The organism is Psychrobacter sp. NPDC078409, assembly GCF_050268505.1.
Lineage (GTDB): Bacteria > Pseudomonadota > Gammaproteobacteria > Pseudomonadales > Moraxellaceae > Psychrobacter.
Genome location: NZ_JBNNGW010000001.1, coordinates 792,959 through 811,531, shown reverse-complemented (window position 1 = coordinate 811,531; position 18,573 = coordinate 792,959). Strand labels below are relative to the sequence as shown.

Annotated in this window: 17 protein-coding genes; 8 read left to right on the top strand and 9 right to left on the bottom strand. The window is 43.9% G+C overall.

The genetic code is table 11. The features are described 5' to 3' along the window. Positions 1–299: 299 nt before the first annotated feature. Positions 300–1,325 (bottom strand): polyprenyl synthetase family protein, encoded by a 1,026-nt coding sequence (locus ACQKC9_RS03085; protein ID WP_427620438.1) that lies wholly within the window; start codon positions 1,323–1,325, stop codon positions 300–302. 569 nt (positions 1,326–1,894) lie between these two features. On the opposite strand from ACQKC9_RS03085, the gene rplU reads away from it, so the two are divergent. The 3 genes from rplU to lolA all read left to right on the top strand — a co-directional run bounded on the left by rplU (position 1,895) and on the right by lolA (position 3,654). Beyond that, positions 1,895–2,206, top strand: a complete 312-nt coding sequence (gene rplU / locus ACQKC9_RS03080; protein ID WP_057761012.1) for a 50S ribosomal protein L21 — start codon at positions 1,895–1,897, stop codon at positions 2,204–2,206. Between the two features lie 91 nt (positions 2,207–2,297). Further along, a complete protein-coding gene (rpmA, locus tag ACQKC9_RS03075; RefSeq protein ID WP_021813611.1) occupies positions 2,298–2,555 on the top strand; it encodes a 50S ribosomal protein L27 in 258 nt (85 codons plus the stop codon). A gap of 415 nt (positions 2,556–2,970) precedes the next feature. Beyond that, positions 2,971–3,654: an outer membrane lipoprotein chaperone LolA gene (gene lolA, locus ACQKC9_RS03070; RefSeq protein WP_427620466.1), complete on the top strand. Its 684-nt coding sequence runs from the start codon at positions 2,971–2,973 to the stop codon at positions 3,652–3,654. Between the two features lie 119 nt (positions 3,655–3,773). Here lolA and scpB read toward each other — a convergent pair whose 3' ends face one another. From scpB to mrdA, 8 genes are all read right to left on the bottom strand, one after another. Next, complete coding sequence (gene scpB, locus ACQKC9_RS03065) at positions 3,774–4,334, bottom strand: SMC-Scp complex subunit ScpB (RefSeq protein ID WP_427620437.1); 561 nt, start codon at positions 4,332–4,334, stop codon at positions 3,774–3,776. A gap of 124 nt (positions 4,335–4,458) precedes the next feature. Beyond that, positions 4,459–5,277, bottom strand: coding sequence for a segregation and condensation protein A (locus ACQKC9_RS03060; protein ID WP_427620465.1), 819 nt, complete (start codon positions 5,275–5,277; stop codon positions 4,459–4,461). Positions 5,278–5,457: 180 nt separating this feature from the next. Continuing rightward, positions 5,458–6,543: a tryptophan--tRNA ligase gene (locus ACQKC9_RS03055; RefSeq protein WP_427620436.1), complete on the bottom strand. Its 1,086-nt coding sequence runs from the start codon at positions 6,541–6,543 to the stop codon at positions 5,458–5,460. A gap of 109 nt (positions 6,544–6,652) precedes the next feature. Further along, on the bottom strand, positions 6,653–7,741 hold the full coding sequence (locus ACQKC9_RS03050; protein ID WP_165597005.1) for a lipid A biosynthesis acyltransferase: 1,089 nt from the start codon (positions 7,739–7,741) through the stop codon (positions 6,653–6,655). A gap of 332 nt (positions 7,742–8,073) precedes the next feature. Then, entirely contained in the window at positions 8,074–8,460 is a 387-nt protein-coding gene (gene rpsI, locus ACQKC9_RS03045; RefSeq protein ID WP_021813618.1) for a 30S ribosomal protein S9, read from the bottom strand. Between the two features lie 10 nt (positions 8,461–8,470). Next, a complete protein-coding gene (rplM, locus tag ACQKC9_RS03040; RefSeq protein ID WP_057761004.1) occupies positions 8,471–8,899 on the bottom strand; it encodes a 50S ribosomal protein L13 in 429 nt (142 codons plus the stop codon). Between the two features lie 210 nt (positions 8,900–9,109). Continuing rightward, positions 9,110–9,796 (bottom strand): 16S rRNA (guanine(966)-N(2))-methyltransferase RsmD, encoded by a 687-nt coding sequence (gene rsmD / locus ACQKC9_RS03035; protein ID WP_427620435.1) that lies wholly within the window; start codon positions 9,794–9,796, stop codon positions 9,110–9,112. An 83-nt stretch (positions 9,797–9,879) separates the two neighbouring features. After that, positions 9,880–11,865, bottom strand: coding sequence for a penicillin-binding protein 2 (gene mrdA, locus ACQKC9_RS03030; protein WP_427620434.1), 1,986 nt, complete (start codon positions 11,863–11,865; stop codon positions 9,880–9,882). 493 nt (positions 11,866–12,358) lie between these two features. On the opposite strand from mrdA, the gene ACQKC9_RS03025 reads away from it, so the two are divergent. From ACQKC9_RS03025 to ccmI, 5 genes are all read left to right on the top strand, one after another. Continuing rightward, positions 12,359–13,693 (top strand): hypothetical protein, encoded by a 1,335-nt coding sequence (locus ACQKC9_RS03025; protein ID WP_102093742.1) that lies wholly within the window; start codon positions 12,359–12,361, stop codon positions 13,691–13,693. 281 nt (positions 13,694–13,974) lie between these two features. Continuing rightward, a complete protein-coding gene (locus ACQKC9_RS03020) occupies positions 13,975–16,005 on the top strand; it encodes a heme lyase CcmF/NrfE family subunit (RefSeq protein ID WP_427620433.1) in 2,031 nt (676 codons plus the stop codon). A 1-nt stretch (position 16,006) separates the two neighbouring features. Next, on the top strand, positions 16,007–16,684 hold the full coding sequence (locus tag ACQKC9_RS03015; protein ID WP_427620432.1) for a DsbE family thiol:disulfide interchange protein: 678 nt from the start codon (positions 16,007–16,009) through the stop codon (positions 16,682–16,684). Beyond that, complete coding sequence (locus tag ACQKC9_RS03010) at positions 16,681–17,238, top strand: cytochrome c-type biogenesis protein (RefSeq protein WP_414559743.1); 558 nt, start codon at positions 16,681–16,683, stop codon at positions 17,236–17,238. The genes ACQKC9_RS03015 and ACQKC9_RS03010 overlap by 4 nt, the downstream gene beginning before the upstream one ends. Continuing rightward, positions 17,235–18,515: a c-type cytochrome biogenesis protein CcmI gene (ccmI, locus tag ACQKC9_RS03005; protein WP_427620431.1), complete on the top strand. Its 1,281-nt coding sequence runs from the start codon at positions 17,235–17,237 to the stop codon at positions 18,513–18,515. The genes ACQKC9_RS03010 and ccmI overlap by 4 nt, the downstream gene beginning before the upstream one ends. Positions 18,516–18,573 lie beyond the last annotated feature (58 nt).

The window sequence follows — 18,573 nt, the reverse complement described above, 5'->3', positions numbered from 1 at the left end:
AATTTTAGCAACCCCTAATTACAGTCATAGAAAATAACTATCAGTATGTCTCTAACAAATGTCATCAAACTTTGACCGACTGCCAAAAAGCCTTATACGATTATAGTACTGCAAGAATGTATGAAACTTAAAGAAAGGTAACGATTTGGCTGACACGCTAGTTTTTGAGAAGGTAGTTTTCAATTCATGGGCTTTTATTTATCAATTGCTGAAGAAGTTTGCTAAAAAGCCATGCTAAAGAATTCTGTCAAAAAAAGAGTCGTCTTAATTAGTTAATAATAAAGACGACTCAGCTTTAATTATACTAATCGGGCGCTAGCGAGTTCAGTCAATTGATATAAGCCTGTACGATAACGGTTATCAGGTAGTGTGCTCAGTGCATCTTGCGCCAGTTTGGTTTCTTCCAACGCGCGTCGCTTACAATAATCTAATGAGCCTGAGCTACGTACTAACTCAATCAGTTGCTCAGCATTTGGTGTTTTACCCGTTTGCACAGCGATTCGTAGCTGCTCATAACCTTCGTTGTCACTGTCTTTTAGTAGTTCGAGTGCTTTGATGGTTGGCAGGGTAGGTTTACCTTCAGCAAGGTCGTCGCCTAGGTTTTTGCCCATTACGTCGCTATCGCCACTATAATCGAGCACATCATCGATAATTTGAAACGCATTACCAAAGTGCTGTCCAAAGTCGCCTAATGCGGCCATATATTCTATTTTGTCTTGCAAAATAGCAGCGCCTTGAGTCGCCATCATAAACAGGCGAGAGGTTTTGCCATCGATAATGCGTAAGTAGTCTTCTTCTGTTGCGGCAGGGTTATGCTGATGTTGTAGCTGTAACACCTCGCCTTCAGCAATATCACAAGTCCCGTCGGAGAATACTTGTAATAATGGCAAGCTCTGAAAACCAACCAAGAGATTAAAGGCACGAGCAATCAGATAGTCACCGACCAACACGGCAGTGGCATTGTCCCATGTAGCGTTTGCCGTCGGCTTACCACGGCGCTGTCCTGATTCGTCGATCACATCGTCATGGACTAGAGTAGCGGTATGTAGCATTTCCGTGATAGCTGCTAGGTGCATCGCTTTTTCTGATGGATTGTCATCGAACATACGGGCACACAATAGCGTAATCAGCGGGCGCATACGCTTACCACCAGCATTGATCACATGCTGAGAGACGCTCATAACGAGCTGTACTTTTGAGTTGAGACTACCAAATACTTGCTTGTCCATCACCTCAAAATCATTGGCCACGATACTTTGAATATCAGCATAGCTAGGGGTTGATTGCGGAATGGAATCGGTGTTACTTAAAGAGGTAATAGTCATAATAAATAGTCATATTAATAAGAGTAAAGAGAGTTGGTATAACCTTGACTTTATCTATCTATAGGTAAGGTATTATTTCTCTTATGATAGCATAGCTATCTGCTTAAATTGTTGGTTAAAGTATATAGCACAAGTAGGTCAAGCATATGATATACAGGGCTTACTATGCCTATTGAATAGAATAAAAACGATAAGAAATGTCTTATGTTGTACAGATATATTTTCTAGCGCGTTTTAAGCTTATTGGTCACATAAATGATTCATAAAAGGCTGTAAGTAACTGATTGCATAAGTTATAATGGCCGCTGTTGGGCTTAATCTATCACTTATCATTACTATTTCTCATGTTTATATTCGTATTGTCATTTATTGACTTTCTTTGATGAGCAGCCGTTATAGCTAAATGAGAGATGGTCATTAGTGTAACCACCTTGCAAAAACAAGAGGCGCGGCTTGCTTTTATGAGCAAAAAGCCGTAAAATCTTGCCTTTAATTTTTCCCTGTCGTGTTCGTCGTAAAAGCGTTGGTATAACATCAGCCACGGCACACGGGTTAAACGGAGTCATACAATGTACGCAGTAATCAAAACTGGTGGTAAACAGCACCGTGTAGTCGTCGATGAATTGCTTAAAGTTGAACTACTAAAAGCAGAAAAAGGCGAAACAATCAAATTTGAAGACGTGTTGATGGTTGTTGACGGCGATAACGTCAAAATCGGTCAGCCTGTTGTTGACGGCGCTAGCGTAGAAGTTGAAGTTGTTGAGCATGGTCGCGGCGAAAAAATCCGTATCATCAAGCACAACCGTCGTAAGCATTATCACAAAGAACAAGGTCACCGCCAATGGTATACCTTGTTAAAAATCAAAGCGATTAATGCCTAATTATCCATTTAGCAATTATTGCTAAATAGCGCACTAAATGCTTAAGAGTTATCGCATCAGCGATAAGTCAAATTAACAAGGAGATTTTCTCATGGCACATAAAAAAGCTGCCGGTTCGAGCCGTAACGGTCGTGATTCAAACCCAAAAATGCTAGGCGTAAAAATCTTTGGTGGCCAAGCTATCACAGCTGGTAACATCATCGTTCGTCAACGTGGTACAGAATTCCACGCAGGCGAAGGCGTTGGCATGGGTCGTGACCATACTTTATTTGCACTGAATGACGGTGTTGTAAAGTTTGCGACCAAAGGTAAATTTAACCGTCGTTATGTTACGGTTGAAAACGCATAATTATCTATTTATATCGTTTTATTCTTTGAATAGAATGATCAGATAATTAAAAAAGCCCTTACTGCCTTATGGTAGTAGGGGCTTTTTACGTTTATAGGGTAATATAAATCAATAATAATTCTTCTAAGCGATATTTTTAAAGCCATTATTAGCATAATTACTGTAGCTAAGAGTTCTAAATGCAAACTTTTACCGTGTAACTGCATTGGTTACAAGCGTGTATGGCAGCCGTAGTAAAGATTGCAAATCATGACTAGGCGCGTAATAAAAAAACTGGCACACTGTTGCCATTGCTGATGGTTACCAGTTTTAGCCTGGTAAAATCAGTATTTATAGAAATACAAAAATTTCAATAGAGCATTTTATTTTTAGCAACAACTTTAAAGCGATTATGCTTTTTTAGAGAGGATTTATGATGAACTTATCTACGAAAAAATCAACCAAACAAAAATTGATGAGTGGTGCTTTAGCAGGTGTACTAATGACATCGCTAGGTATCGCAGCGCCAATGATGGCATTGACTCAAACGGCTACCGCAGCTCCTGCTGATAACCTAACAGCTGCTAAACGTTTGAACAAATTGCTGACCAATACCAAGAGTATGACGGCTAATTTTAGTCAAACGACTAAAGGCGCGAGTAGTGGTACGTTTAAAGGCTCTATGAGTGTCCAACGTCCAAATAACTTCCGCTGGGAAACCAAGTCACCATCAGAGCAGTTAATCGTTGCTAATGGTAATTCTATGTGGGTTTATGACAAGGATTTAGAGCAAGCGACTAAGCAGGATGTCGACAGCCAAGTAGGTAATACGCCAGCTTTGCTACTGTCAGGTGATCCAAGCAAGATTGATCAAAACTTCAAAATCACTCAGCCATATGACAACAAAAACTACTATGTACTCTATCCTAAGTCAGACAGTGCAAGTTTCAAAAGTCTTTCAATAAGCTTTAGTGGTGGCAAACCTGTCATGATGGTATTGAATGACACCTTGGGTCAAACAACCTCTATTAAATTTAGCGGTATTAAGATGAACCCAAGTATTGGTAGCAGTCAGTTTAAATTTACACCGCCAAAGGGTGTTGATGTGATTAATCAGTAATTAAATGATGTGTTGCTAAGTTTGATATCAGTTCAAAATTATCAACGTAATAAAAAGGACAGATCCTATGCGGTCTGTCCTTTTTTATGTGAGTAACTATAGTTTGTTCAGCAGAAAGTTTAAGACATGGATCGTATGGTTTCCATATCTGGCATAGGTGGTAATTCATCTAGATGGCTTAATCCAAACGCATCTAAAAACTGCGCAGTAGTATGCAGCAACGCAGGACGACCTAGCGTATCTTTAAAGCCTTTCTCTACAATCCATCCTTTATCAAATAACTGGCGCAGTATATTGCTCGATAATGTCACTCCGCGCACATGCTCGATATCACTGCGTGTCACAGGTTGCTTGTATGCAATGACACTTAGGGTTTCAAGTAAAGCTTGGCTCAGGCGTTCCTGACGCTGCGGAAAAGTACGCTGGATTAGACTGCTGTAGTCATCAGATATCTGTAAACGATAACCGCTGGCGGTCTCATGTAGCCTAAGCACACCTGTATCTAAGCGTTGTTGCAGCACTTCCAAAGTCTGCTTTAATTCTTTAGTAGATAATGACAAATGTTTCTTTAATGCGTGAGCGGTCAGCGGTGCCTCTGATGCATGCAACAGCACCTCGATACGTTTACTCATCTCTTCCAAAGAATCATGCTGCGCGTCAGCTGGTGGAGATGTAGTCATAGTTGTTAGTTCTTGGTTCTCGTCATGTTGCTTTGGGTCTTCAATATCTACCATCTAAATTACGCTCTTATTTCAATATTGTGATTTTGATAGAGAATGGGCTAGGAGACAATTTTAGAGCTTACTAGACTAACCACTGTAACGTAAGTGCGGTAGGCTCACTATCCATATCAGACGGTTCGTCGTTGGAAACAGAGTTGAAGATGTCGCTATCTGTCTCAATGTTAACCACACCAACCAACTGCCGCTTTATAAGCTCAAGTACAGCGATGAAACTTACAACCACGCCTATCTTGCCTTGTGTTTTATCCAGTAGCTCATAAAAGGAGCGCGCCCCATCTGTACTTAATTGCCTACTAATACTGGCAATACGATCGGCAAGGGGTACTGCATCAACTTTGATCGTATGCATTTGATAGTCGGGCTGTAGCTGCATTTTAAATAAGCTATCAATTAGTAAGTTAGGTGAGTAGCTTGGCAGCTCCGCATTCATAACGTCTTGACCAGGCATACTGACCATTGCCAAAAAAACATCGCGCTCTAAACGTACTAGATTGTCTAAGCGCTGACTGACCACTTTGATTTGCGCGTATTCTTCGAGGCGTTCGATCAGTTCTGCTTTTGGGTCACGCTCGTCGGTTGGGGTATCAGGGGCAGGCAATAGCAGTTCGGTTTTGATAGCGATGAGCGTTGATGCCATAAGCAGATAATCACCCGCTAGCTCAAAGTGCTCGGTATCCAATTCACCGATATAAGCTAAGTACTGCTCAGTGATGGGCAGAATGGGCATTTGGGTCAAGTCGACGTTGTTCTTTTTGACCAAATACAACAGAAAATCCAATGGACCAGCAAATTGCTCTAACCAAATAGCAAAGGCTTGCGGCGGTACATATAGATCTTCTGGCAAATGCTGCACAGGCGTTTGATAGATACGTAGCGACATATCATGGTTGATTGACTCATCAAGCTCGCTCTGATTCTCTATAGGCTCAGAGATTGAATCAGCCATAGCAGATAAGGCGGCTTTAGACAAAGCCGCCTGTTTAGTGTTTGGTTCAGTTTGCACGTTTAGCACCCGCTTTGATAATAAATTGCGTCAGTGAAACGACTATTCCAGCAACGATTATTTAAGCTTAGCAAGCGGACGGATGCCGATAGCACGGCGAGCTTTGTCTAGTTGCTTACGACTATGGCGACGGGCTTTATCCGCACCCATCTGCAAGATTTCTTCTAGCTCTTTTGGATTGGCCATCAGCTCTTCGTAACGTGCACGGAATGGCGCGATTTCGTTATTAATCTTATCAAATAGGGCTTGCTTAGCGTCACCCCAACCAATACCAGCGGCATAACGCGCACGCATATCAGCAATCTCTTCAGCGGTGGCAAATGCTTTATAAATCTCAAAGATAGCTGAATCATCAGGATCTTTTGGCTCATCAGGTAGCTGTGAGTTAGTCACAATTTTCATGATAGCTTTATGCATTTGTTTTTCAGGACTAACTTGTGGATTTGGCTCACCGAATAGGGGAATCGTATTGCTATAGCTCTTACTCATCTTGCGGCCATCAAGCCCAGTAAGCAGCGGTATATCGTTATCAACGACTGCGGACGGTAGCGTGAAAAGCGACTTATAACGATGATTAAAAGTACCTGCGATATCACGCGCCATCTCGATATGCTGCACTTGGTCACGACCAACAGGCACGTGGGTCGCATTAAACATCAAAATATCAGCCGCCATTAGCACGGGATAACCGAATAGACCCATGGTGACACCTTGATCAGGATCGACATCGGCTTTTTCTGTATTGATATCAACGGCTGCTTTGTAGGCATGGGCGCGGTTCATCAAACCTTTGGCACATGAGCAGTTCAAAATCCAAGCAAGTTCTGGAATTTCAGGCACGTCTGACTGACGGTAGAACGTAACACGCTCAGGGTCTAGACCACAAGCAATCCACGTAGCAGCAATGGCTCTAGTCGACTCATGAATGATAGCAGGGTCATAACAACCAATGATGCCATGGTAGTCTGCTAAAAAGAAAAACGCTTCATGATCACTGTTTTGAATAGACTCAATCGCTGGACGAATCGCACCAACATAGTTACCCAAGTGTGGAATGCCAGTTGGTTTGATGCCAGTCAGGATGCGCTTGGCTTCAGTTGAAGTATCAGAAGCTTGATTGTCAGGAGTACTATTATTGCTCATGGAAAATCCGTTATTTTGTTTATCAAATTATTATCAGTGCATAGCTAAAATGCAAAATATTAGCCGCAAAGTATAGCAAACTTCACCAGTGTTTTTTGGGAATAAAGGCTTACTTATAGATATCGGTACGACCGTTTGGGCCATGTTTGAAGCGGCGATGGAACCACATCCACTGGGTAGGATCAATACGAATGAGTCCTTCTAAGACTTCATTGACCCGAGTGGCATCAGCGACTTCATCTTTACTCGGATAATTGTCTAATTCTGGTGTAATCGTTAAATGATAATGGGGGCGTTTACCGCGCGGCAAGTTGTCAGGCGTTTGCCGATAAGTATGCAATGCCATAACAGCTGGCGGCTGTGCTTTGCTACCCAGTTTTGCCATGCGACGCGATGCAGTAATGGTTGCGGCTGGTACACCGAAAAATGGCGCCATGACACCTTGCTTAAGACCATAGTCTTGGTCAGGAGAATACCAAATGACGTGTCCTGCTTTGATAGAGGTGACTAAGCTTCGCATATCACGACTAGAGATTTGCTTGCCAAATATATTGGTACGACCATTATAAATAAACCAGTCTAATAAAGGATTATTTTGCGTACGATACATACAATCTACAGGGAAAAACTGCGCACATAATAGGCCACCCAAATCTAGCATCGTATAATGCGCACCGAGCAGGATAACTGGCCGCTGCTCATTTTGCGCATTAACAATATGCTGTAACCCTGAAATGGAAACAGTTCTAGTAAATATATTGGGCCGGAACCAAGCGCATAACGTTTCAAACACGCCAATGCCTTGATTGACAAAGACTTGCTTGGCCATTAATTCACGTTCAGCTTCGGGCTTCTCTGGAAAAGCCAACTTCAGGTTGATTAATGTATCGCGTCTACGTGAGCCAGCAGCTTTATAAATCAATATACCAAGCTTACGACCTAGCCAAAACTGCCAACGTAACGGCAGATATATCATGGGTAGCATTATCAAAAATAACAGCCAAATGCCCCAATTCTTTGGTGATAAGAACTGCCACTGAAATGGCTTGTTATCTGCTTGTGCTGTACGCTTATGATTTTGGGTAATCGTCGGTGTGCCAGCCGGTATCGCAGGCGACTTAGCCGACTGTTTCATGCTAGGCGGCACGCTGCTATTGGCAGATGGCTTGCTAGGGTCGAATTGTTCTGGCGCTTTCATAATATCCTTCTGCGGCACGGTTTGAGGCATCATGGCTAATAATAAAAAGTTACTGATATGATGGGGTAGCATTAAACGCTTTGCAAGTTAGAATTTCTACAGACGCTCTACTTTGTAGTGTCGAAACAAGGCACTCATGTTAGTTATTGCCGTAAAACAAAGCTGGTTTGATGAAGACAATCAGATAAACAACACGCTATCAGTAGGCATAAAAAAACCTTATAAGCTGTGACCAGCTTATAAGGTTTTGCAAAACCAGACTCTTATTTAACTTTGCTACTGAAGCTCTGAGAAAAAGACAACAGCAGCAAAAATATAAGAGATAGTTTTGATTAACGTTTTGAGAACTGTGGACGTTTACGTGCTTTACGTAGACCCAGTTTCTTACGTTCAACTTGACGTGAATCACGAGTAACAAAACCAGCTGCTTTTAGGGCAGGCTTCAAAGTTTCGTCAGCTTCGATTAATGCACGTGTGATGCCGTGGCGGATTGCGCCAGCTTGACCACTAATACCACCGCCTGCAACAGTTACATATAAGTCATATGCGTTAGCAGAGTCTAGTAGTTCTAATGGCTGACGTACAACCATGCGTGAAGTTTCACGGCTGAAGTATTCGTCAAGTGGCTTGCCGTTAACAACGATACTACCAGTACCTTTTGATAAAAATACACGAGCAGTAGACGTCTTGCGGCGACCAGTTCCGTAATTGCGTTCCATAAGTATATCCTTAGATGTCTAGTTCTTTAGGTTGCTGTGCAGTATGTGGATGATCAGTACCCGCATAAAGTTTCAGCTTCTTGATCATCGCATAGCCAAGAGGGCCCTTTGGAAGCATACCCTTAACTGCTTTGTGTAGAACATCTTCAGGCTTATGTGCAAGCAACTTATTGAAGTTGGTTTCTTTAATACCACCTGGGTAGCCACTGTGACGATAGTACTTTTTGTCTTGTGCTTTTTTACCCGTTACCGTGATTTTGTCAGCATTGATGACAACAATAAAGTCACCAGTATCAACGTGCGGAGTAAAAGAAGGCTTGTGCTTGCCACGTAAGCGAGTTGCGATTTGAGTGGCTAAGCGACCAAGGGTTTTGCCGTCAGCATCTACGACATACCAGTCATGGGTCACTTCAGCTGGTTTTGCACTAAGTGTTTTCATGATAAAACCTTAAAATTAGAATTCGTTGAGAGTTTAGCTGGGAACGGGGCTCTCAAAAAACAGACTGCACATTATAAGCAGTAGCGCCTACGCTTGCAAGCTGCATTGGGGTTTATTTTCGCCTTATATACATTAAACTGCAGCGTCGGCCAGTTTTTAGCGGTTCTAAACATTTGTAAAATACGTTAACGGCTTTCATTAACCCGACAATTATGACGATGATAGACGATAAAGTCCAGCAACAACTTGTCCGACTTTGGTTTGTTTCAGACATTCAAAAGCGATTGGTTGCTGAGTGGCGCTTGATTTAGAGTCCAAATTCTCATTTAGCGACGCTTCCAATTGCTTAAGCTGTGCTGACAAATCTTTATCAGCTTCTAAATAAATTAGTGTTTCAGTATTGATTAAGGTATTGGTAATAAGCGCAGTCAAAATAGGCTGCCATAAATCCTGAGCATAAGGCGGATCGATAAATACAATGTCGAAGGGGCGCGCAGTCAGCTGCTCTTGACGTAATACTTGCTCAGCAGTGCCAGTGATAATTTGATAAGCAGTAAACTCAAGACGTAATTGCTCAGCGCTCTGACGTAGCATGTTACTTTGTGCTGGATTGATTTCGATAAATGTCGTGTGAGCTGCACCGCGAGATAGCGCTTCAAACCCTAGTACGCCACTACCAGCACAGCTATCAAGTACATGGGCATCATGAATGTCAGCGAGTAGCCAGTTAAATAAAGTCTCCCGCAAGCGATCTGGGGTCGGGCGCAGGCCATCTGCATCGATGAAACTTACAATACGGCGCTTAAACTGACCACCGATAATGCGCACATCACCCGCTGCCGCACTTTTCGCCTTACGGTTATTCTTTGGTGCGCGTCCATTTAAGGCTTTTTTCATTATCGTGTCTCGCTTACCAATTCTTTGCTAGGTTTTGCTTTACTAAGTTTTATTTCACTAGGTTTTGCTTTTTATACTATTAACTACTCAGACGTCGCTGCTGCCGCTTCGGCTTCCGCGGCTTCTTTTTCTTCCAATGCTTTTGCTTCTTTATCGCGAATGGCATCACGCATGGCTTTTTCAAAAGCCTTTTGGCGTTTAATAACTTTTAGCTCATCAGCAGAAGGTGGTAGTACAGGATCTGTCTTGCGTTGTAATACCCAGTAATCAAATAGAGCACGGCCAATAGGCGCTGCAACAGCACTACCACCGCCGCCATTTTCGACCAGTACCGCAAGGGCAATCTGCGGGTCTTCTACTGGGGCAAAACCATTAAACCAAGCATGATCCCAGTGACGCTTATCAATCGCCGACTTGTCATAGCGTTTGCCCTGCGCGATAGATTTCACCTGTGCAGTACCTGTTTTACCAGCGATACGATAGCGCGGGGTATAGATGCCACGTCCTGTACCGTTTTCTACCACGCTTTCCATCGCATCATGCATACGCAACCAGTCAGACGGCTTACCGTTATAGTCGATTTTACCATCTGGCTTAGTGATGATTTTGACGTCCGCAGCGCCGTCACTGCTCTTTAATAAATGCGGAGTAATGTGCTGCCCTTTACTGGCAGTCATGGCCGTAGCATTGGCAATCTGTAATGGTGTTGCCAAGAAATACCCTTGTCCAATACTGACCGAGATCGTTTCGCCCGGTAGCCAATCTTTATCGTAAGTGTCTTTTTTCCATTTTGGTGATGGCATGATGCCTGATTTTTCATTAGGCAAATCAATACCAGTATCCTCACCAAAACCAAAGCGTACCATCCAGTCATGCAGACGTTGAATGCCCATCTCATAAGCCAACTTATAATAATAAGTATCGACCGACATCGCGATAGATTTTTTTAGATCTACCGTACCATGACCGCCACGTTTCCAGTCGCGGAATCGATGGCTGTCTCCAGGTAAGCTAAAATAACCAGGGTCATAAATGGTGCTGTTCCAATCGCGTAGACCATAATGAATACCGCCTAGACCCTCAAATGGCTTGATAGTAGAGCCAGGTGGGTAGGTACCTTGAAGTGCACGGTTATACAATGGCTGATCCAAATCTTCACGCAGATCATCATAGTCTTGGAAAGAAATACCCGATATAAAAGGATTGGGGTCATAGCTTGGATTACTCACAAATGCCAAGACGTCACCGTTTTTTGGGTCTATCGCGACGATTGCACCGCGGCGTCCATCAAGTTGCTGCTGGGCGATGGTTTGCAAACCATAATCCAAGCTCAATGTAATATCGTTGCCCGCTATTGGCGGCTTGGTATCCAGTTGACGCAAAATATTGCCATGTGCGTCTGTTTCTACCGATTGATAACCCGGTTGCCCAAGCAAAATATCTTCATAGTAGTCTTCGATACCAATCTTACCAATTAGGTCAGTACCAGCGTAACGGTCTTTATCAATGCGCTTTGACTCTTTGTCATTGATACGCCCAACATAGCCGATGACATGAGCAAACAGCTCATCATAAGGATAAGAGCGCGTAAGCTTGCTTTGGATAGATACCCCGCGGAAGAATGGCTTACGTTCACTAAATTGAGCCAACTGTGCTTCTGTTAAATCAATCTTAATCGTCACAGGGTCGTTTTTATTTTTACTTAGACGCGCCAAGATATCAGTAATATCTGTATCGGTTAAATCAAAAATCGGCGCGAGTAGATGCAACGTGCGCTCAGGATTTTCGACCTCATCAGGGCTGAGCATCGCTGTAAAGACTGGCTGGTTGTCTGCCAGTATTACTCCGTTACGATCATAAATATACCCACGACTAGGTGGCGCAGATATCAGTTTGATACGGTTGTTATCGGCTTGCGTTGTGTACTGATCATGAGCGTAGACTTGCAAATACCCATAACGTGTTATCAAACCGCCCAAACCAATCAATATTATAATCCCAAAGATGATAATACGATTGGTAAAGGTGCTGTTGACCTGTTCGGTATTGGGAGTTATCGGTTTATTCATAGAAGATCAGAGCCCAAACGGTCAGTGAGTCAATAAAAGAAAAATAAGAGGGCAGGTTGGTTAACCAAAGTGCGGTGAGTCTAAAAGATAATGCAAATGGTTTCAATCACATAGAAGGGTGTGGGGTGAAATCGTCATGCAGTCATTTATACGCAGGTAGTCTTTGTTATTGCACTACAAATTATAACAGAACAAATGAGCAGGCGCAGTACTCAGTCATATATTTTGTCTTGATTATCTATTGACCAAGAACTTGCTTGTATTTAGGTTTTCGTTGGGTAGCAGACGATATGAACCATGTCATCTTTAGTCACAACTTGCCGCTGGTCTATATGTGCTAATAAATGGCAAGTATGCTAAAATCAGGCGATTTATTTTATAGTAGTTATTATGGGCGGAGCGTCTTTTGAAACGTTCTCATTTTGCTAAAGCCTCGTTATCAGTAGCGACAGTATTAGCAACGACAATCAACCTGTCAGGGACTAGATAAGTCATGGACGTAAATTCATTATGGCAGACGATAGCTGAACACCCAGAGTTCTTTGCCATGCTGACCATCCCACCAGTGACGGCATTCGTCACTTGGGTACATGTGTGGATGGCGCTCAAGATGCTGTTCTATCCAGTCAAGTTTTGGGGTATTCGTATTCCTAACTTCCCATTTTTTGGGCTGCCAGGTATCGGTTGGCAAGGTATTGTTCCGCGCAAAGCGGGCAAGATATCAGGGGTTATCGTTGACCAGACGCTCTCAAAACTCGGGTCGCTTGATGAGTTTTTTAAGGCGATGGAACCTGAGCAAATGGCGATATTTGTCACTGATACGGTGGACAAAAACCTTGAGCCATTGATTGATGAGATTATGCTAGATCACTCGCCAGCATTGTGGGGCAATCTACCTTACGCCCTAAAGCGCCGTGTCTATGCGCAAGCCCATAAAGAGCTACCTAGTATTATGCAGTCGCTTGTGACAGATTTGACTTATCATGTCGAAGACCTGGTCGATATGCGCAAAATGATTGTCAATACCATGGAAAACGATCGTCGCCTGATGGTCAATATGTTTCTAAAGGTGGGGCAAAAAGAGATCGATTTTATCTGGCACATCAGTGCGTTGATTGGTCTGGTATTTGGTATTATCCAGATGTTCATATTTTTGGTGGTGCCGCAGCATTGGACCGTACCGTTCTTTGCCGCAATTTGGGGTTTTCTCACCAATTGGATCGCCATTTGGATGGTGTTTAACCCAGTAGAGCCACACTTTATACCTTATTTGAAGCTGTTTTCGGTGCAGAGTCGCTTTCCATTTATCAAACCCGTCATACCGCATATCGCAAAGTATCGCTTACAAGGCGGCTTCATGAAGCGCCAAGAGGAAGTTTCCGAGGTTTTTGCTGAAATTGTGGTAAAGGATTTGGTCACTCTAGAGAACATCATGAATGAAATGATGTATGGTGATCGCTCAGCACAAACCCGTGATTTGATGAAATCGCATCTATATACGGTGCTAGAGTCACCAGTGATTAGCACGACATTACGTGTGGGATTGGGACGCCGCGATTATGGCCAACTTAAAAATACCATTATCGACAAGTCTATTGTCGCAACGATGGTGCCACTGCGAGATCCTGAGCTAAATGAAAGCCGAGCCAGTAAGATATTTGGTCTGTTTCGCGATAGAATACGTGCGCTCACGCCAAATGAGTTTCAGAATCTATTGCGTCCAGCTTTCCGCGAGGATGAGATGACGTTGATTGTTTTGGGCGGTTTGACTGGTTTTCTAGCAGGTTGGTTGCATTTAGTGTTGGTATTTTTCCCCTCGATGCAGTAATGCATCAATAAGTATTTTTAATTGGTCATGAACGGCTGTATCGAATAAGCTTTGAATAACTAAAAAATGTAAAAATTAACAACAGATAAGCATTTTGTATCAATCATTCATATTGATACGTCACAATGATAGTAGCGGGTTTTATGTGCTTCTACAGCAATTGAAACCTCAGTTTTTAACCGTAAACTATGACCGCATAAAGGACTATTAGCGTTTGCCAGTGGCTAGCAATGCCATCGGTGAACCCTTAATTGTATCCAAGGTAAACAAGGTTAGACCGTATGTTAATCACAGAATTGGGTTATTTTGCCTTGCTGGCCGCTTTTATATTGGCGATTTTGCAGGTGGTACTACCAACCATTGGCGTCATGCGTGACCACGTCGCTTGGCAGCGTTTGGCGCCAAGTCTGGCATGGGCACAATTTGCGGCAATGATTACCTCATTTGCTGCGCTGATGGCAGGCTTTTATTACAACGATTTTAGTCTCGTCTACGTCACTCAGCATTCCAATACATTGCTGCCTTGGTACTACAAGCTGTCGGCGACATGGGGCGGGCATGAAGGCTCGCTGCTGCTTTGGATGACCATCATGGCCACTTGGTGTGCGCTGGTCTCTTACTTCAGCCGTGGGTTGCCGTTGTCTATGCGTGCGCGAGTGCTGGTGATATTGGCAGGCGTGCAGATGATGATGCTAGCGATGCTTATCTTTACCTCATCACCATTTGATCGCACATTACCCAATCTGCCTGTTGATGGTGCGGATCTAAACCCTGTATTGCAAGATTTTGGTCTGATTATTCACCCACCGATGCTTTATATGGGTTACGTGGGTATGGTTGTGCCATTTGCGTTTTGTATGGCAGCACTGTGGGAAGGGCGTTTGGATGCGGTATGGACACGCTGGTCACGTCCATGGGCATTGGCTGCTTGGGGGTTCTTAACAGTCGGTATCGCGCTTGGCTCATGGTGGGCTTATTATGAGCTTGGCTGGGGCGGTTGGTGGTTCTGGGATCCAGTAGAGAACGCCTCATTAATGCCATGGTTAGCAGGTACGGCGTTACTACACTCGCTTGCAGTGACTGAAAAGCGCGGCGTATTCAAGGCATGGACAATCATGCTAGCGATCTTCGCCTTTGCGCTCAGTTTATTAGGTACATTCCTTGTCCGTTCAGGTGTCATCACGTCAGTGCATTCATTTGCCGCAGATCCAACTCGTGGTTTGGTTATTCTAGCCATTCTTGGAGTAATTATTGGTGGTGGTCTGTTGATGTTTGCGGTACGCGGGTGGCGTCTAACAGTTGAGAGCCAGTATCGACTGGTTTCGCGCGAGTCCTTCTTAGTGATTAACAACGTTATCATTTTGATTTCGACCTTGGTCGTATTGCTAGGGACGTTGTATCCCATAATCGCTGATTCATTTAATCTGGGTCAGGTTTCTGTTGGTCCTCCGTACTTCAACGCGCTATTTGTGCCATTAACCTGGCTACTACTGGTAGCGATGGGTATGGGCTCTAATATCCGCTGGAAACAAGACAGCCGCCCATTATTGGGTGCTGGCATGGTCATTGCGGTGAGCAGTTTGGTATTGGCCGCCATTATCACCTATTTTGCCAGTCCATCAGCGATGCTAAATATCGGTGTCACATTGGCGGTTAGCTTTTGGGTGTTGTTATGGATGGTTGTCGATTTCAAAGACAAGACCAAAAACGCACCAAGTCGCTTAAACGGTTTACGTCAGTTGCGTCTGAGCTATTGGGGTCAACAGACCGCTCATATTGGTGTCATCATTGCAGTGATCGGTGTGGCATTTACCAGTACGTTGAGCATTGAGCGCGATGTGGCATTAGGGCCTAATGACAGTGTCAATGTGCAAGGCTATGACTTCACGGTAAAAGGCTTTAGTGAAGTGAAAGGCAGTAACTTTGACGCTACGCAAGCAGAAGTAACAGTCAGTAAAGACGGTCAAGAAGTGACCACGTTATATCCTGAAAAGCGTAACTATATTATCAGTATGATGCCGATGACAGAAGCTGCGATTGATGCCAATCTGATGCGCGATGTCTATGTAGCACTTGGTGAGCCGATTGCTGAAGATAGCAATGAATGGGCTTTCCGTATCTATGTCAAACCGCTGATCCGCTGGATATGGTTGGGTGCACTTATCATGGCGTTTGGCGCATTGCTCAGTATGCTAGACAGTCGTTACCGTATCAAAAAAACCAAAACACCTGCGCAAATCGCAGCCAAAAAATCAGGCTTTGCGACGGTTGCGGATTTGGATACGTCGGCTACAAAGATAGGGGAGCGTTAATATGACTACCTCAAACAATGAACCTGATAAAAAAGCTCAGCAAGAATCTGTCAACGACCCTAAAGTTTCAAGCAGCCATAAAGTAAAAACTAAGAAAAAACTAAAAATTGGGTTTTTGATTCCGCTGGTTATCTTTATTGGTTTGGTCGCCATGCTCTATATGCGTTTGGGCAAACCGACTGATATCGTGACCAATACAGCGCTTGAGCGTCCAGTACCTGCCTTTGAGTTGCCGTTATTATCAGATACCAGTCGTATTATGACCAATGACAACTTGCCAGATAAGCCATTTCTAATGAATATCTGGGGCTCTTGGTGTCCAACTTGTATCATTGAGCATCCTTTTCTAATGAAGCTAGAAGAGCGCGGTGTTAACTTGGTGGGCGTAAACTACAAAGATGATATTGGTGATGCGTTAGGGTATCTGAATCGCGGTGGCGACCCGTTCTCTATGTCTATTCAGGACTTGTCAGGGCAGTTTGCTCTAGATTTGGGTCTGACTGGTGCGCCTGAGACTTTTATCGTCGATGGTGATGGGATTATTCGTCAGCATATCATCGGTGAGATCAATGAGAGCAATTGGCAAAGTCGTATTACGCCTTGCTTAATGGTACTCAATGACGCTAGTAATAATGGTGTCAGTCCAGATCCTAGCCAAGTTGCGGAGGCGTGCAAATGATAGCCTACCAAATAAGAAATGTGACCATAAAGTTAGCAAGCTTGTTTATCGCTTGTTTATTGAGTATGGCAAGCTTTGCTGCCATTGATGTCTACGATTTTGATTCTGTGCAACAAGAAGCCCAGTACCGCGGTCTCATCGAAGAGCTACGCTGCCCAAAATGCCAAAACCAAAACTTGGCAGGGTCTGATGCACCAATTGCGCAAGACTTAAAGCAAAAAACCTATGATTTGATAAAAGATGGTCGTAGTGATGGCGAGATTCGAGCCTATATGCAAGAGCGTTATGGCGACTTTATCAGTTATAAGCCGCCAGTACGTCCTTCAACATGGATTCTATGGTTTTTCCCACCGTTATTATTGATCGTTTTATTGGTCGGCTGGTTTTGGCAAAGTAAACGCCGTCAGCTTGTCGCCAGCGGCGAGAGTGGTGTTGCAGTAGATAACCACGTTAAAGCGTTGTCTGCCGCTGAAAAAGCAGAACTTGATCGCTTATTGTCACGAGCCAATAACGATGACAAAGACGACACTACAAGCCTTGGGGGCAAAAAATGACCATATTTTCTACTGTTGGCTTATTTATTGCGCTGAGTTTACTTGTCGCTCTACTATTGGGTGTTATCACCATTAAGCCGTGGTTAAGAGCACCGCGTTCGCATAGTAAGCCTGTGGATAATCAACTGCTGGATATCAACGTTGCTGTGTTTCGTGAGCGGCTAGCAGAGCTGAAAACAGACAAAGACAGTGGTATCATTGATGACCATCACTATCAAAACCAGAAGCTTGAGCTTGAACGTCAGCTTTTGGATGCTCAGCGTGAAGTGTCACCGATGGTCACGCCAGGTATCAAAAGCCGATTGATTATTATGGTTTGGGTACCTGTATTAACTGCTCTGGCATATCTGATGGTCGGTGATCGTACACCTGTCTTTGAGCTGTGGGCTGCTGAAGACAAAGTCGGTCAAGTGGCGGATGACTTACTGACAGGTAGAATCGATCAGCCACCTGCTTGGGCAATTGAAGATGGCAATCAGCTGATTAGTGCCATGCAGACTAACGTCTATCGTCATGCCAGTGACTACAATCGCTGGATGCGCCTATCGGAGCTGTTCTTGTCATTAGAGGCGACTGATTCGGCATTAGAGGCTTTGTCGCGCGCTTATCGTCTATCACCTGACAACGAAGAAATTGCGACCACTTATGCACAGATCAGTTTCTTTGCTAATAAAGGTCAGTTAGATGCCAATAGCCGCCGTGTGTTAGAAAACATACTGGCCACAAACCCAGAGCATGAGGGCGCACAGATGCTTATGGCGATGGGTGAAGCACGTGCTAGTAACTTCGATCAAGCGCAAGGCTGGATTAAACGTCTGCGTGACAGTATCGCTGCCAAACCGGGTGATCATACGCAAGCGCTATCAAGTCTAGATGAGCTTAGCGCTAATGTGATTATGCAGCAGCAGCAAGCCTCTGAAGGCGTCGAAGTGACCGTGAAAATAAATGCTAGTCTGTTACCATTGGTAAAAGCTGACGATACGCTATTCGTGGCAATACGTGACGTGAAAGGTGGTCCACCATTTGCGGCTAAGCGTCTACCGATTAGCAATATCAAACAGGGCGAAGCTGTTATTAGCCTAAGTGATCTTGATGCTATGATGCCAGAGCGTACCTTAGGATCGGCTCGTTCTGATAAAGTACAGCTAGCGGTCATCGCTCGTATCAGTCATAGTGGCAATGCTACCGCAGAGTCAGGCGACCTCTCGGGCAATCCCGTGGTTATCAGCGCAGAACAAAATCAGGTCAACGTGGAAATCAATCAGCAAGTTCCATAGTCATAGTAGGATTATAAGTACCGAACGCTAATGGTATTTATCATATAGACGCTGTTGC